Here is a 16,583-nt window from a genome sequence, read left to right as displayed (position 1 = left end):
CAGATGCCGAAACGTACAGATATCAAGAAAATTATGGTGATTGGATCTGGTCCGATCATCATTGGTCAAGCCGCAGAATTTGACTACGCAGGAACACAAGCTTGTCTTGCCTTAAAAGAAGAAGGATATGAAGTAGTTTTAGTAAATTCTAATCCTGCGACGATCATGACGGACAAAGAAGTGGCAGATCAAGTATATATCGAACCGATCACACTTGAATTTGTATCAAGGATTCTTCGAAAAGAGCGTCCAGATGCTCTCCTTCCAACTTTAGGCGGACAGACAGGCCTCAATATGGCAATGGAGCTGGCAGCATCTGGTATTTTAGAAGAATTGAACATAGAACTTCTAGGAACGAAGCTTTCTGCGATCGATCAAGCAGAAGACCGTGATCTATTCAAACAGTTGATGAAAGAATTGAATCAGCCGATCCCCGAGTCTGAAATCGTCAATACAGTAGAAGAAGCTGTAGCGTTTGCAAATAAAATCGGCTATCCCGTCATTGTTCGTCCAGCCTTTACTTTAGGCGGGACTGGTGGAGGCATGTGTGAAAATGAAGAAGAGTTACGGACAGTATCAGAAAATGGATTAAGTCTTTCCCCGGCTACCCAATGTTTGATTGAACGAAGTATTGCGGGTTTTAAAGAAATTGAATATGAAGTGATGAGAGATTCGGCTGATAATGCAATCGTTGTCTGCAATATGGAAAATTTTGACCCAGTGGGTATCCATACAGGTGATTCTATCGTATTTGCTCCTAGCCAGACATTGTCTGACCATGAATATCAAATGCTTCGTGATGCTTCTCTTTCGATTATTCGCGCACTTAAGATTGAAGGAGGCTGTAACGTCCAACTTGCTCTTGATCCGCATAGTTTTAATTATTATGTGATTGAAGTCAATCCGCGTGTTTCTCGTTCATCTGCGTTAGCAAGTAAGGCGACTGGCTATCCGATTGCTAAGCTAGCTGCTAAAATAGCGCTTGGATTAACATTAGACGAAATGAAAAATCCTGTCACAGGAACGACTTTTGCAGAATTTGAACCTGCATTAGATTATGTTGTAGCTAAAATTCCTCGCTGGCCGTTTGATAAGTTTGAAAACGGAGAACGGCTTTTAGGCACGCAGATGAAAGCAACTGGTGAAGTGATGGCTATCGGTCGGAATATCGAAGAGTCTTTATTGAAAGCTGTGCGTTCTTTAGAAATCGGTACACACCATATCGAACTTCCTGAGTTGGCAGACATCACAGACGATAACCTAATCCAAAAAGTGGTTCGAGCACAAGATGATCGCCTGTTTTATGTAGCTGAAGCTATTAGACGAGGGTACACCATAGAAGAATTGGCAGATTTGACAAAAATCGATTTATTCTTTTTAGATAAACTGTTGTATATCGTAGAAATCGAACAGCAGTTGAAACAGCAGCCGTTGGATGACAAGATATTGAAAACAGCGAAACAAAATGGTTTTACAGACAAAAAAGTGGCGGAGCTGTGGGAAATAAGCGAAGAAGCCGTTCGCCAGATGAGAAAAGAAAATGATTTGATTCCTGTATATAAAATGGTTGACACTTGTGCAGCGGAATTCGAATCAAAAACACCTTATTTTTATAGTTCCTATGAATATGAAAATGAAAGTTCACGATCAGAAAAGCCCTCAGTTCTAGTACTGGGATCTGGTCCTATCCGTATCGGACAAGGGGTTGAATTTGACTATGCGACTGTGCATTCTGTCAAAGCAATCCAGCAGGCAGGATACGAGGCAATCATCATGAACAGCAATCCGGAAACAGTTTCTACTGACTTTTCTATTTCGGATAAATTATATTTTGAGCCATTGACCTTCGAAGATGTGATGAATGTGATCGAGCTAGAACAGCCGATAGGAGTAATCGTTCAATTCGGTGGTCAGACAGCAATCAACTTAGCCGAACCTTTGACTGCTGCTGGTGTAAAAATCTTAGGGACAACGATCGAAGACTTGGATCGTGCGGAAAATCGTGATTTATTCGAGCAAGCGCTGAAAGAGTTGGATATTCCTCAACCTTTAGGGGATACTGCTACAAGTAAAGAAGAAGCCGTGGTTATCGCTTCGAGAATTGGTTATCCAGTTCTTGTTCGTCCAAGCTATGTATTAGGCGGACGTGCGATGGAAATCGTTGAAAATCAGAGAGATTTAGAAGACTACATGGAACATGCTGTGAAAGCTTCTCCAGAACATCCAGTACTAGTGGACCGCTATTTGCTTGGTGGTGAATGCGAAGTGGATGCGATTTGTGACGGTGAAACAGTACTCATCCCAGGGATCATGGAGCATATTGAGCGTGCTGGTGTCCATTCAGGGGATTCAATGGCTGTGTATCCACCTCAAACATTATCTGAATCGATCAAGAAAACGATCGAAGACTACACGATCCGTTTAACATTAGGTTTGAATTGTGTCGGGATGATGAATATCCAGTTTGTCATCCATGAAAATGAGGTTTATGTGATCGAAGTCAATCCTCGAGCAAGTCGGACTGTTCCATTCTTAAGTAAGGTGACAGGAATTCCAATGGCACAAATTGCGACGAAAGCTATTTTGGGAGAAAAATTAAAGGCACTTGGTTATGAAAACGGACTTTATAAGGAAACAAAAGAAGTTCATGTTAAAGCGCCCGTCTTTTCTTTTACTAAATTGCAGAAAGTCGATACTTACTTAGGACCTGAAATGAAATCGACTGGAGAAGTAATGGGATCTGACAGACAATTAGACAAAGCTTTGTACAAGGCATTCGAAGCTTCTGGATTACACTTGCCTGAATATGGAGCCGTATTGTTTACGATTGCGGATGAAACAAAAGAAGAAGCACTAGAGTTGGCTAAACGTTTTACAGAAATCGGCTATAGTCTGATAGGAACGAAACATACAGCTGCCTATTTCGAGAAACATGGTTTGGTCGTTGAAACAGTTGCGAAAATTTCTGAGGAAGCAGCAGAAAAAAATGTAGTCGACTTGATACGAGATGGTAAAACACAAGTGGTTGTCAATACGATTGATAAAGATCGGGGAAATGCTTCTAAAGACGGCTTCATTATCCGAAGAGAAGCAGTTGAACATGGTATTCCGTTGTTTACTTCTTTAGACACAGCAGATGCGATCGTTCGAGTGATGGAATCCCGTGCATTTTCAACCAACCCTATTTAACGGTGTACACATGTTAAGACCGAAAGAAGAAAATCCGTTACAGGAGGGGACAGATGAAACAAGAAATGATGGAAATCGTTCAGCAAAAACAGCTGGCACCAAAGATTTTTGAAATGACATTAAAAGGTGATCTAGTAAAAGAAATGCAGCAACCAGGACAGTTTTTGCATATCCTCGTGCCGCGTGCAGACTTGCTGCTACGCCGACCGATTAGCTTGAATCATATCGATCACGAGACAAATACTTGCCGTATTATCTATCGGGTGGAAGGTGATGGGACTAGTGTTTTCTCTACTCTTTCTGCCGGAGACTATTTAGATGTTATGGGCCCTTTAGGTAATGGCTTTGATTTATCTGATCTTCATACAGGAGACGAAGTATTTATAATCGGTGGGGGAATCGGTGTCCCTCCTCTGTATGAGTTATCAAAGCAGTTAGTCAAAAAAGGGATCAAGCCAACGCACTTTTTAGGTTTTGCCACACATGAAGTCGTTTATTATGAAAAAGAATTTAATCGTCTAGGAGAAACAAGAATCGCTACTGACGATGGAACATACGGTATGCACGGAAATGTCGGTAATTTATTATTAGGAACGAAGACGAAACCTACAGCTGTTTTTGCATGTGGTTCAAACGGGTTATTGAAGACAGTGGAACAGTTGTTTTCTTCGCATCAAAATGTCCAGTTATCATTAGAATCCCGCATGGCATGTGGGATAGGGGCTTGCTATGCTTGCGTTTGTCATACGCCGGAAGATGAAACAGGAACAAAAAGTGTGAAAGTTTGTGACGAAGGACCGATTTTTAAAATAGGAGAGGTAATTATATGAATGAGAATCCTTTAGCAGTCAAACTTCCTGGCCTAGAATTAAAAAATCCTATCATGCCAGCAAGTGGCTGTTTCGGTTTTGGCAAAGAATACGGAAAATACTATGATTTGAATCAGCTTGGTTCGATCATGGTCAAGGCAACGACTCCAAATGCTCGCTTTGGCAATCCCACACCGAGAGTGGCGGAAACACCATCTGGCATGTTGAATGCGATTAGTTTACAAAATCCTGGTCTAGACGTTGTTATGAATAAACTTCTTCCAGAATTAGAGGAGTACAATGAGTTACCTATCATCGCAAATGTTGCTGGTGCTTGTGAAGAAGACTATGTAGAAGTTTGTAGCAAAATCGGCGAAGCACCAAATGTGAAAGCAATCGAGCTGAATATTTCCTGTCCAAATGTCAAGCATGGCGGAATTGCTTTTGGAACAGATCCAGATGTTGCTTTTCAATTAACACAAGCAGTAAAGAAAGTTGCTTCTGTTCCTGTCTATGTCAAACTATCCCCAAATGTGACAGACATCGTTCCAATCGCTCAGGCAATCGAAGCTGGAGGGGCAGATGGATTTACAATGATCAATACACTACTTGGTATGCGGATTGACCTTAAGACAAGAAAACCGATTTTAGCCAATCAAACAGGTGGACTATCCGGACCAGCAATCAAGCCTGTCGCTATCCGTTTGATTCATCAAGTGGCAAGTATATCCAGTCTTCCAATCATTGGGATGGGCGGCGTGCAGACAGTGGACGATGTTCTTGAGATGTTTATGGCTGGAGCAAGCGCTGTAGCTATAGGGACTGCGAATTTCACCGATCCCTATATCTGTCCTAAACTAATCAAAGAGCTCCCAGTGCGAATGAGCGAACTAGGTATTGAGTCACTGGAAAGATTAATCAAAGAAGTGAGAGAGGAACGTGAACGATGAACCAACTAAACCAACGACCAATCATTGCATTAGATTTTTCAACTTGGCAAGAAGTAGAAGACTTTCTTCGTTTTTTCCCAGAAGAAGAAAAATTGTTTGTGAAAATCGGAATGGAATTGTTCTACCAAGAAGGACCTGAAATCGTACGTTATCTAAAGGATGCTGGGCACGATGTGTTTTTAGATCTGAAACTTCACGATATTCCGAATACGGTCGAAAAAGCAATGCGGGGACTGGCAAAGCTTGGTGTTGATGTCACATGTGTTCATGCAGCTGGCGGTATTCGCATGATGGAGGCGGCAATGCGTGGATTAGAAGAAGGAACGCCAGAAGGTGGGAAACGTCCGCTACTTCTAGCTATCACTCAACTTACCTCTACAAGTGAAGAGGAGATGCATGCAGACCAACTAATCGAAGTTCCTTTAGAAAAAAGTGTGATCCATTACGCTAACTGTGCCAAAAAAGCAGGATTAGATGGTGTGGTTTCTTCTGCTTGGGAAGTAGAAGCAATCAAAGAAACGGCGGGAGATGAATTTGTTTGCTTAACTCCAGGGATAAGACCAGAAGGAACAGTCGCAGGAGATCAGACAAGAGTAGTCACACCTTCTCAAGCAAGAGAGATTGGCTCAACTTTCATCGTTGTGGGACGACCAATCACACAGGCAACTGATCCTTATGAAGCATACCGAACGATTCAAACAGAATGGAGCCAACCTAAAATGAATGTAGAACAAAGTATCGCAAAAGATCTATTAGAGATTGAAGCAGTATTTTTAAATCCAAGTGATCCTTTTACTTGGGCAAGTGGAATCAAAAGCCCCATTTACTGTGATAACCGAATCACGATGAGTTATCCAAAAGTCCGAAAAGAGATTGCAAAAGGCTTAGCAAGCAAAATCAAAGAAGCTTTCCCTGAAGTACAAGTAATTGCTGGAACTGCAACGGCAGGAATCCCTCATGCTGCATGGGTAGCGGAAATATTAGACTTGCCAATGGTCTATATTCGAAGTAAGGCGAAAGATCATGGGAAAGGTAACCAAATCGAAGGGCGTATAGTTGAAGGTCAGAAGATGGTTGTGATCGAGGATCTGATTTCTACAGGAGGCAGTGTCTTGGAAGCAGCTGAAGCAGCAAAAAGAGAAGGTGCGGATATACTTGGTGTTGCAGCTATCTTTACGTATGAGTTGCCAAAAGGAAAAGCAAATTTCGAAAAAGCCGAAATCCTTCTTATGACGTTGACCAATTATTCTGTATTGATCGAAGTAGCTTTAGAAGATCGTTATATCGATGAGCAAGAATTAACTCTGCTAAAAGAATGGAAAAAAGATCCTGAAAATTGGCAGTCTTAAGTACAAAAAACATAGATAATTAAAGAAATAAAGCTATGTTATTTTGAATATTTCTAAATTACCATTTCTCTACACCGTTATATTTTTTAGGGATACAGTTACATAAACTGTATCCTTATTTTTTCATAATCCTGCATGGATGATTTTGATGAGGAAATATATCCATAAGATACATATGCATGATCTTCAATAGCGTTGATTACACAAAGTATGAACGACTTCAACGAGTCAAAATAGCCCCTCAACTGTGTTCCTATCCCACAGTCGAGGGGCTATCTTTGTTTTATATATGTAGAAAAGCAGTCCAACACTTTTACAAAATCGATTGAACACTTATCAGTAAATGATAAAAGTGTTGGGAAATAGTTGTAACTATAGCTTTTACAGGCTGAACAGAAGTTGGCACGGTATTTGCTTTATATAAAATTGTCAGCGAGGAGGAAATGAAAATGAATACGATTATTCTAGCTAGTCATGGCGCATTATCTCAAGGGCTAAAACAAACAGCTGAAATGATCTTGGGACCTGCCACTAATATTTATGCATTATCAGCTTATCGCGATGAAGATGAGCCGATAGAACAACAAATACAAAGTATAGTTACAAAATTAGGAAAAGAAAATCTATTTATTCTCACAGATATCTTAGGAGGAAGTGTCAATAATGAAATGATAGGACTGTTAAAGAAAGAGCCAGCAATACGATTGATCACTGGAATGAATCTACCCTTGGTGATTTCAATCGCCACGCAAGTTAACCCAATTGCTGCTGCAGATTTAGAATTGATTATTGAAGAAAGTCGGCAGTCATTGATTGATTGCAATCGATTACTAAAAAAATCAAATGAAGGAGGAGATGATCTATGATCAAGTTCATTCGTATCGATCACCGATTGTTACATGGACAAGTGGTGTTTTCTTGGAGTAAATCTTTGCAAATCAACCGACTTATAGTGGTGAATGATGAAGCAGCCAACGATGAATTTAAAAAAATGTCTTTAGAACTATCAAAACCTCAAGGAATCAAACTCAATATACTTACCGTTGAAAATACATTGACAAAAATATCTAAAATAGAAGCATTGAGCGAAAACATCATGATGATCTTTGGCAATACCAAAGATGTTCGTCAGTTTTGCGAAAATTACTCAAACGTTAAGGAAATCAATTACGGAGGCATCATAAAAAAAGAAGGATCAAAACAATTCAGTAATGCTATCTTCTTGACTGAAAATGAGATAGAAGATGCGAAAGCACTAAAATCAATGGGCATCAAACAGTTCATGCAACAGGTTCCAACCTCCAAAAAAGAGGATTTGAATACAATGATTTAAAAAGAAAGGAGTTTACGTTATGTTGTTTCAATCGATTGCCTTAGGTCTGGTCGGAATCATGTGCATCTTGGACTCTAGACTACTAGGGAGGATGAATTTTGAACGGCCTTTAATCGTGAGTACGCTAGTTGGGTTAGTATTAGGTGACTTGGAAAAAGGTTTGTTGGTTGGTGCTTCTCTGGAATTGATGTCGCTTGGTCTGGTAAATATTGGAGCAGCAGCTCCACCGGATATGAATATGGCGTCCATTATTGCTACAGCTTTTGCTATTCTATCTGGCTCCAATGCTGAAACTGCTCTGACTATTGCCATTCCAATCTCTGTGTTAGGACAAATGCTTGGAATATTGATGCGGACGGTACTCTCAAATCTGACACATTGGGCAGATAATTTAATCAATGAAGGAAAGTTCAGCAGAGCACGACGGATCCACATAATCTATGGTACGGTCTTATATTCACTGATGTATTTTATCCCTATCTTTTTAGCTGTTTACTTTGGAACAGATTTAGTGAAAAATATCGTGAGCAGTATCCCAGTATGGTTGACAAATGGTCTGACTTTAGCAAGCAAAATTTTACCAGCATATGGTTTTGCTTTGTTGTTACAAACGATGTTGACGAAAAAAATGATCCCGTTTTTATTACTTGGTTTTCTAATCACAGCTTACTCCGGATTAAGCATCACAGGTATCGCAGCTTTTGCTTGCATTGTGGCCTTTGTGATGGCACAAGTCAAATTCAATGGTAAAGATAATAGGACAGCTGTAAGCGAACCTGATCCTTTAGATGATTTATAGAAAGGAGTTTTTTTATGACTAAGAAAGATCAAAATAGTTGGAAGTATTGGCAATTTTTCTGGCGTTCGTGGGCAATACAAGCTTCGTGGAATTACGAACGACAAATGAATATGGGGTTTATGTATGGTATCGCACCAATCATGGATAAAATCTATGACAAGCCAGAAGACAAACAAAAGAAAATCGATGCTTATGAGCGGCACATGGCTTACTACAATTGTACGCCGCAAACAAGTTCATTCGTTTTAGGACTAGCAGCATCTATGGAAGAACAATATGCCGAAGATCAAGAGAATTTCAATCCGGAAACCATCAGTGCTTTGAAGACTTCGCTTATGGGACCTTTGTCAGGAATCGGAGACTCTTTCTTCCAAGGAACCATACGTGTTTTGGCCTTTGGCTTTGGAATCAATCTCGCTCAGCAAGGTAGTATCTTAGGCCCTATCTTGGCCATCATCATCTCCTTCATTCCGTCCTTTTTCGTTACATATTATGGCGGAAAAATTGGTTATAATACTGGGAATAAATATTTAGCGAAACTGTATCAAGAAGGTCTGATGGATAAAGTGATGTATGTTTGTACGATTATCGGTTTGATGGTCATTGGAGCTATGATTGCTAGCATGATTGGGATCACCACACCGCTAAGATTCGGCAAGGCGTTTGTTTTACAGGATGTTTTAGATAATATCATGCCCCAGTTGATTCCTTTAGGGCTGACATTTTTTATGTATTGGTTGTTGCAAAAGAAAGTTCGGACCGGTTTGATGCTCACTATTTGTATCGCTGGTGGTGTTTTACTAAGTTTATGCGGGATTTTTAATTAAGGGACCAACCTAATTTAGGTTAAAAATAAATAGTATGAGGAGGAATTCAAACATGAATTCAACATTAAGTCCAAAAGATATCGTCAAAGAAATCATCGCGAACAAAGAGGTGGAGTCCATCGTATTTGTCGGCTGTGGTGCATCGAAAGCAGATCTATATCCAGCAAAATATTTTTTAGAACAAAACGCAAACAAATTACGTATCAGCCACTTTACGGCAAATGAATTCAATTATGCGACACCTCGCTCGATCAACGATCATACTGTAGTTATTTCAGCTTCATTGGGAGGTACGACTCCTGAAACTGTTCAAGCTAACGCAGTAGCGAAAGAACAAGGTGCCACAGTTATTAGTTTAACACATAGCGTAGATTCTCCGTTAACGAAAGATGCAGACTATGTGATTTATCATCGTTTCACAGAAGATTACGCGGCAAAACTAGAAAAAACAGGTTACTGCTTAGAACTTGCAGTTGAACTACTAAATCAGATCGAAGGGTATAAAGACTACGACAAGATGATGGATGGTTTCGACAAAATTTATGATTTGTCGCAAGAAAGCGCAAAGGGAGCACGTCTTCAAGCAAAAAAATTCGCCGAACGTTTCAAAAATGAAAAGGTGATATATGTTATGAGTTCAGGAGCCACTCATGAAGTTGCGTATTCCACTTCTAATTGTTTAATGATGGAGATGCAATGGATTCACTCTGGTACTTTCCATTCTGGTGAATTTTTCCATGGTCCATTTGAAATCACGGACAAAGACGTACCATTTATCTTATTGATGAATGATGGTCGTACGCGTCAAATGGATGCTCGAGCACTGACCTTTTTGAATCGTTTCGATGCAAAAATAGAAATCGTAGATGCTCTAGATTGGGGACTGTCAGCCCACATTGCGAAAGAGGTTCTTGATTACTTCAATCCATTCGTCATCACAGCAGTATTCCGTGTCTATGCAGAAGAATTAGCTGAAGTACGCCAGCATCCGCTGACAAAGCGTCGTTATATGTGGAAACTAAAGTATTAAATTAGAGCTGAGGCCAAGTGCCTCGGCTTTTCTTCCCTTGCATTGAAAAGGGTTTCTTATTCTCGTACAATTGATTGAGCAAGAGTAAATTGGGTGGTGTTGATCATGAATAAAAAAGTAGAAAAATATTTAAAAGAGCTGACAAAAAATTATAGTGAGCATCATGCAGAAGATTTTTCAGCTTTATCAATTAGCGAAAATGTCGGTTTGAATCGCAGTACAACAAGTTTCTACTTAAATCAAGGAATGAAAGAAGGAGTATTGGTCAAGGTCAAGAGTTACCCCGTCTCTTTTTTACATGTTGAAACTTTAGCTGAACTTGGCATTTTCCACAGAGAATCTGAATATGAAACTTGGGAAGACTTATTTGCAGCAGAAAAAGCCAATGCATTAGAAACGGTGATTGGAGCAAATGGCAGCTTAAGAGAAGTAGTTGATCAAATAAAGACAGCAGTACTTTATCCTGGGAATGGGTTACCTATTCTTTTATCAGGCAATAGCGGTTCAGGAAAAACATTTTTAGCAGAAAAAATCTATGAATATGCTGTAGCAGAAAAGGTCATCCCAAAAGATGCTCCGTTTATCTCTTATAATTGTGCCCAATATTTCAACAATCCTGAACTCTTGTCTTCTGCTTTGTTTGGCCATGTCAAAGGAGCATTTACTGGAGCGGAAAAAGAACATATTGGATTGATAGAAAAAGCTGATAATGGCGTATTATTTTTGGATGAGGTACACCGCTTAAGTGATGAAGGGCAAGAAAAGCTTTTTACATTTATGGATACAGGAGAAATTTCACCGATGGGGGACAATGCAATCAGACATAAAGCAAACGTCCGTATGATATTTGCAACAACTGAGAATGTCTATCAAACATTTTTGCCGACCTTTATTCGCCGTTTGTCAGTGATTGTCATGTTGCCGAATTATGAACGTCGCCCGCAATCAGAGCGTATGCAACTGATAGACACATTTTTTATCAATGAAGCGAATATTTTGTCAAAACGCATCGATGTAAGTTATCAACTAGTGGACTTTTTGCTTAATAGTGACTTAGAAGGCAATGTAGGGAAGATAAAGAACATCGTGAAATATGTCTGCGGTAGTGCGTACGCCAAAAATCAAAATAGTCTGTCTATTCTAGTTCGTTTGAAGGATCTTCCAACTGAAAATACAATGCAGCTAAAAGAGCAGCTGAAAAAAACAATCAAAGCTTTACCAGACCGCCAATATTTGCCACATACAGCTAATCAAGTCTTTTTAGAATCTTCAGAAGTCAGGCAGATCAGGCAGTTATTTGAAAAAATAGTGCAAATGTATCAAAAAGTTGAAAAGCAAGAATTAATGATCAAAGATTTTATTGATCATACGGTAAATCGAATCAATCATTTGATGGACGAGTTTATTTTTAAAGATAGTTATTCGAAAGAAGAATCATTTTATTCTGTACTAACCTATCAGATACGAGAAACTTTTGAATGGATGCATGAAAACTACGGATTGGAACAAGATGGTAATCGTGTGATTGCCCTAGCGCAGTATCTCTACCATAAAAACAACACAGATATGATTGCAGAAAACCATGAATGGCAAAGTGTCAAAGACAAGTTGTTAGAATTGGTTTCGAGTTCCATAGATACTTCTTATTGGTATGCTAAAAAAGTACTAGGACATATTTCTCGACAATTAGATCAAGATTTTAAAGAGGAAGATTTGATTTTTATTTCCTTTTATTTTCATGGGCTGCAGATCACGCTAGGAGAAAAGAAAATCAAGAGTGTCATTTTAGCTCATGGTTATTCTACTGCTAGCAGTATGGCGAACGTAGGCAATCGGATGCTGAAGCAGAATATCTTTCAAGCTTATGATATGCCAATCAATATCACGTTAGCTAAAGTAGAAGAACAAGTTATTCGCTTTATCAATGATCATCAAACGGACGCCGGGTTGATTTTATTAGTAGATATGGGGTCGTTGAACGAAATCGGAAAAAAGCTAGCAGATAAAATACGTGGACCACTGCTGATTATCGATTATGTCTCTACGCCTCTTGTATTGGAGATTGGGCAGTTGATCCAAAGACAAATGTCTATCGCAGAAATCAGCCAAAAAATAGATATAGAAAACAAAGTAAAAAAACAGCTAATTCTACCAAAAAAAGAAAAAACACAGGCAATCTTAACTTGCTGTTACACTGGAATAGGTTCAGCTACTCAAATACAGGAGATTTTGGAATCTTGTTTAGAAAATCATTGCAAAGAATTGACGATTATTCCGTATGATTACAAAAAATTGCAAAAAAATAAAATGTATGAGGATCCTTTCCAGATATATGAAGTATTGATGATTGTAGGAACAGAAGATCCCAAAATCGAACAGGTTCCTTATATTGGTCTTGATCATTTAATTAACGGTGAAGATGTTGAGAAGTTCATTTCAATTCTACAAGATTATTTTGACATACGTGATAAAGATTTAAAAGAACAGCTGATGTTCAGCTTTTCAATTAATAAAATCATCGAGAATTTAACGATTTTGGACGCAACTAAACTGTTGCGTTTAGTGCAAAGTGCTGTATCCGAAGCTGAAGAAACCTTAGAGATTACTCTATCTAATAGTAAATTGTTTTTACTATACCTGCATTGCTGCTGTATGATTGAACGAATTTTAAGGAAAGAAAGTGTGGATGAACAAGAAGATATAGAGGAATATACGACTCAAGCAGGTGCAGAAATGGAACAGATTCATCGTGCCTTTTTCGAGATAGAGAGTGAGTATACTATCAAGATTTCCACATTGGAATTACGATTGATTCATGAAATTATTTATGGATAGGAGGAAGGTTTGTGAATTTAGGCATGATTTTTGATATGGATGGTGTCTTAATTGACTCAGAAAACTTTTATTTTGATCGACGTATGCAATTTTTCAAAGAAAAAAACATCCTACCAGGTTCGACGAATAAGTTGGATTTCGTTGGACTGACAGAAAATGGGATTTGGGAAGTATTGGTCTCAGAAAAAGACCAACGAGCTGATCTTAGAAAAGAATACCTTAAGTACCGGGAAAAACATCCTATTGACTTTAAAATAGCACTGCGAAAGGGTGCGGAAGACATCTTGGATTATTTAAAAAAGAAAAGTATCAAAATTGCTCTTGCTTCTTCTTCTCCGCAAAGAGAAATCGACAAAATGCTGACACAGAATGCTTTAGCACCATACTTCGATTTTGTCATTTCAGGGGAAAAGCTATCTAAAAGTAAACCACATCCAGAAATTTATCAAATCGCAGTCAATGCATTGGAGCGTAGACATTGCATCGCAGTAGAAGATTCTCCTGTTGGTATTGCATCAGCAAAAGCAGCTAATTTATATACGATTGCATTAAAGCAAGATCTGCCCCTTGATCAGACACAAGCAGATATCGCGATTGATGAGTTGAATGATATCATCAAAATAATCGAAACTTACGATATAGATTAATTCAACTATCTGAAAAAGATTTAAATGCCCCGAAACTTCGTGAAATTTTTGAACAAGAATCTTAATCATATAATTAATTGATTGAGAGAAAAAATGATTGTCAATCAATATAAAAACAATCCAAAAACTGATTGCGAGAAGCATCTTTTCATCAGGTATGAAAAGAAATTTCTATCGTGATCAGTTTTTGACTTTTGCAAAATTTATTTTGCTAAGACTGGTTAGCAGAGAGAAGAGAATAATCTCTTCTCTGACTCTATTCTATCGAGATTTTCTCTATTTTTTGGTAAGCGGGCTGTTGCGAAAATGGAAAAGAGCGGAAATGTTGCGAATGTCAGTTATTTAATGATATGATATTCGGAAAAAGAAATCTCAAAGGGAGGTAACTTTTATGGGATTGAATGAATTTATTTTAGGATTGAACAATTTAGAGACGATCACAAGGGCACCTGGTTTTTTTAAATATACAGAGCATACAGTTGCAGCACATTCGTATCGTGTAGCATCTATTGCGCAAGTTCTGGGAGATATTGAAGAAGCAAATGGGCAGCCAATCGATTGGAAACTGCTCTATGAAAAATCATTGAATCATGACTATACCGAACGTTTCATCGGTGATATCAAAACACCAGTGAAATATGCAAGCAAAGAATTAAGAGGGATGCTGCAAACAGTTGAAGAAAAGATGACGGACGAATTCATCAACCAAGAGATTCCAGCTGAGTTCCAAGAAGTTTATCGCCGTCGGTTGTTCGAAGGAAAAGATGAAACCGTAGAAGGAGAACTATTAGCCATTTCAGATAAGGTTGACCTTCTTTATGAGTCTTTTGATGAAATCATCAAAAATAATCCAGAAAAAGTTTACAAGGAGATGTTCATTGAGGCAGTGACTACTATCAAAAGTTTTGAACATCGGCCTTCTGTTCAGTATTTCTTTAAAGAGATATTTCCGGAACTATTGAACCAGGAATTTTATGGAAAAGAGGCGTTTTTAGAAACCGTCTCAACGATTGTAAAGAAAGAAGAAAAATAAAAACGATATGAGATGCAGGGGGAAGTATAGTTGAAAAAGAATATGGATGTCGAATGGGGCTATTCTGGAGACAGAGGTCCGGAAAATTGGGCGAATTTATGTGATTGGTTTGCGAGAGGTGCGGAATTTCCGTTGCAGTCACCTATTCATTTAACAAAAGGTGAAGAAATAAAAACGAAAGGAGATACACTTTCGTTTCATTATCAAAAGCAACGCTTTACTGACAAGGAATTCAAAAATACGATTCATTTAGTACCTTTTGATCAACTCAGTTATGTAGAGTTCAAGAAAGAACGCTATTATTTGACAGATATTCATTTCCACTTACCATCTGAACATATCATCGACGGGAACCAGGAAGATATTGAGTTTCATTTTGTTCATATGAACAGCAAAAAAGAGAATCTGGTCGTGGGAGTCATGTATCAGTTAATGGAACAGGAAGGTTGGTTTTATGATCAAGAAAACGGAGAGAGATGGAATTTAGAAAAACATGAACACTGGGTAAATCCGGATGTCTTCTTTCCAGAGAAAAAAAGCCATTTTCATTATGTAGGTTCATTGACAACTCCACCTACCAGCGGGCCAATCCAATGGTTTGTGATGGATCATGTAGGAAAATTGAACCAAGAGTTTCTTCTACCCTTCAAAGGGCAGTATGCACAGCCGAACAACCGACCAATTCAACCCTTGAATGGAAGAGAAATTTATTATTTTGAGGAGTTTGAGCAATGAATATTCAACAAATGAAATATGTGGTCGCTGTGGCAAACAATGGTAGTTTCAGAGAAGCTGCAAAGAAAATGTTTGTTTCACAACCAAGTCTTTCAGCTGGTATCAAAGAATTAGAGACCGAGTTAGGGATCACGCTGTTTACTCGAACGAATCGAGGTGCATATTTAACAGAAGAAGGACAAGACTTCTTAAATCGTGCCGAAAAAATCTTGGTTCAGCTTGATACATTAGAAAGTCACTATCTAACGAGTGAAAAGAGAGAGAATTTTTCAATCGCTGCCCAGCATTATGATTTCTTAGGTCCTTTGACCGCACAGCTACTCGAGGAATTCAAAGATGAAATCAAACAATTTCGGATCATGGAGACGACGACGGCGAGAGTAATCGAAGAAGTCAAAGAGCAGCACAGTGAAATCGGCATTATTTATATGAACGAGCATAATCAAGCTGGTATCAGAAGATATTTGCAACAAGGAGAACTAAGTGGCCGCAGCATTGGAAAATTTAAAACACACATTTTTTTAAGGCATGGACATCCGCTAGCTACACACGCAGAGATCACAAAAGAAGAATTGTTATCTTATCCTCAAGTTCGTTTTACACAGGATGGAAATAATTTTCCGTATTTTTATGAAGACCTTATCGAGATTCCTGATCAAGAGACAGTGATCTATACCAGTGACCGAGGGACTTTGATGAATATCGTTCTTGAAACTGATGCGTACGCTTCAGGGTCTGGTATTGTGATTGGAGGAATTCGTGAGCACTTGCGGTTAATTCCTTTAGCAGAAGGCGAACTAAATGAATTTTATATCATTTATTCGGCAAAGCGCCCGCTCAGTGAAATCGCTCAAAGATTTATCAAAGAGCTTACTCGGTTACTGGACCAACAGAATTAAGAAAAGTAGACGGAACATCTGACTGATATTAAGTAGAAAGAACAGCCAAACAAAACAGTTTATTCGAAATAAGGGGTTGTGACACGAATTTTGTCACAACCCCTCTTTTTATAGAAAGCAATCTATAACTGATTGCTTTTATGAAAAA

The 16,583-nt window shown here is 38.6% G+C and carries 14 protein-coding genes and 2 pseudogenes; all 16 read left to right on the top strand.

Translation table 11 applies throughout. The annotated features are described in order from the left end of the window. The first annotated feature begins 3 nt into the window (after nucleotides 1-3). The 16 genes and pseudogenes from carB (at nucleotide 4) to ESP02_RS01190 (ending at nucleotide 16,435) form a co-directional block, all read left to right on the top strand. Nucleotides 4-3,189, top strand: coding sequence for a carbamoyl-phosphate synthase large subunit (gene carB / locus ESP02_RS01260; RefSeq protein WP_038398904.1), 3,186 nt, complete (start codon nucleotides 4-6; stop codon nucleotides 3,187-3,189). Nucleotides 3,190-3,242: 53 nt separating this feature from the next. Beyond that, nucleotides 3,243-4,019 carry a dihydroorotate dehydrogenase electron transfer subunit gene (locus ESP02_RS01255; protein WP_002372434.1) on the top strand — a complete coding sequence of 259 codons (777 nt, stop codon included), beginning with the start codon at nucleotides 3,243-3,245 and terminating at the stop codon, nucleotides 4,017-4,019. Beyond that, nucleotides 4,016-4,948, top strand: a complete 933-nt coding sequence (locus ESP02_RS01250) for a dihydroorotate dehydrogenase (RefSeq protein WP_038398906.1) — start codon at nucleotides 4,016-4,018, stop codon at nucleotides 4,946-4,948. The genes ESP02_RS01255 and ESP02_RS01250 overlap by 4 nt, the downstream gene beginning before the upstream one ends. Next, nucleotides 4,945-5,658, top strand: a pseudogene (gene pyrF, locus ESP02_RS13415) (orotidine-5'-phosphate decarboxylase); the annotation flags it as partial. The gene ESP02_RS01250 and the pseudogene pyrF, both read left to right, overlap by 4 nt. Nucleotides 5,659-5,667: 9 nt before the next feature. Then, complete coding sequence (pyrE, locus tag ESP02_RS13410) at nucleotides 5,668-6,297, top strand: orotate phosphoribosyltransferase (protein ID WP_029682485.1); 630 nt, start codon at nucleotides 5,668-5,670, stop codon at nucleotides 6,295-6,297. A gap of 449 nt (nucleotides 6,298-6,746) precedes the next feature. Beyond that, a complete protein-coding gene (locus ESP02_RS01240) occupies nucleotides 6,747-7,163 on the top strand; it encodes a PTS sugar transporter subunit IIA (RefSeq protein ID WP_002324822.1) in 417 nt (138 codons plus the stop codon). Then, complete coding sequence (locus ESP02_RS01235) at nucleotides 7,160-7,630, top strand: PTS sugar transporter subunit IIB (protein WP_002372438.1); 471 nt, start codon at nucleotides 7,160-7,162, stop codon at nucleotides 7,628-7,630. The genes ESP02_RS01240 and ESP02_RS01235 overlap by 4 nt, the downstream gene beginning before the upstream one ends. A 19-nt stretch (nucleotides 7,631-7,649) precedes the next feature. Then, nucleotides 7,650-8,429: a PTS sugar transporter subunit IIC gene (locus ESP02_RS01230; RefSeq protein ID WP_002313784.1), complete on the top strand. Its 780-nt coding sequence runs from the start codon at nucleotides 7,650-7,652 to the stop codon at nucleotides 8,427-8,429. Between the two features lie 14 nt (nucleotides 8,430-8,443). Further along, entirely contained in the window at nucleotides 8,444-9,256 is an 813-nt protein-coding gene (locus ESP02_RS01225; protein WP_002372439.1) for a PTS system mannose/fructose/sorbose family transporter subunit IID, read from the top strand. 52 nt (nucleotides 9,257-9,308) lie between these two features. After that, nucleotides 9,309-10,286 (top strand): SIS domain-containing protein, encoded by a 978-nt coding sequence (locus ESP02_RS01220; RefSeq protein ID WP_002372440.1) that lies wholly within the window; start codon nucleotides 9,309-9,311, stop codon nucleotides 10,284-10,286. A 105-nt stretch (nucleotides 10,287-10,391) separates the two neighbouring features. Further along, the gene (locus ESP02_RS01215; protein ID WP_038399222.1) at nucleotides 10,392-13,121 is read left to right on the top strand and encodes a sigma 54-interacting transcriptional regulator; all 2,730 of its coding nucleotides are present in this window, start codon (nucleotides 10,392-10,394) and stop codon (nucleotides 13,119-13,121) included. 11 nt (nucleotides 13,122-13,132) lie between these two features. Continuing rightward, on the top strand, nucleotides 13,133-13,768 hold the full coding sequence (locus ESP02_RS01210; protein ID WP_025478251.1) for an HAD family phosphatase: 636 nt from the start codon (nucleotides 13,133-13,135) through the stop codon (nucleotides 13,766-13,768). 97 nt (nucleotides 13,769-13,865) lie between these two features. Next, nucleotides 13,866-14,122 (top strand): annotated as a pseudogene (locus tag ESP02_RS13565) (hypothetical protein). 37 nt (nucleotides 14,123-14,159) lie between these two features. After that, nucleotides 14,160-14,801: a YfbR-like 5'-deoxynucleotidase gene (locus ESP02_RS01200; protein ID WP_002288886.1), complete on the top strand. Its 642-nt coding sequence runs from the start codon at nucleotides 14,160-14,162 to the stop codon at nucleotides 14,799-14,801. Between the two features lie 42 nt (nucleotides 14,802-14,843). Further along, nucleotides 14,844-15,536 carry a carbonic anhydrase family protein gene (locus tag ESP02_RS01195; protein ID WP_002372449.1) on the top strand — a complete coding sequence of 231 codons (693 nt, stop codon included), beginning with the start codon at nucleotides 14,844-14,846 and terminating at the stop codon, nucleotides 15,534-15,536. Beyond that, entirely contained in the window at nucleotides 15,533-16,435 is a 903-nt protein-coding gene (locus ESP02_RS01190) for a LysR family transcriptional regulator (protein ID WP_002372451.1), read from the top strand. Before ESP02_RS01195 ends, ESP02_RS01190 begins: the two co-directional genes overlap by 4 nt. Nucleotides 16,436-16,583 lie beyond the last annotated feature (148 nt).

It is taken from the genome of Enterococcus sp. NBRC 3427, from assembly GCF_007996925.1.
Classification (GTDB): Bacteria; Bacillota; Bacilli; order Lactobacillales; family Enterococcaceae; genus Enterococcus_B; species Enterococcus_B lactis.
Note: the sequence above shows the minus strand (reverse complement) of the source record. Positions and strands in the feature narration are given on the sequence as shown.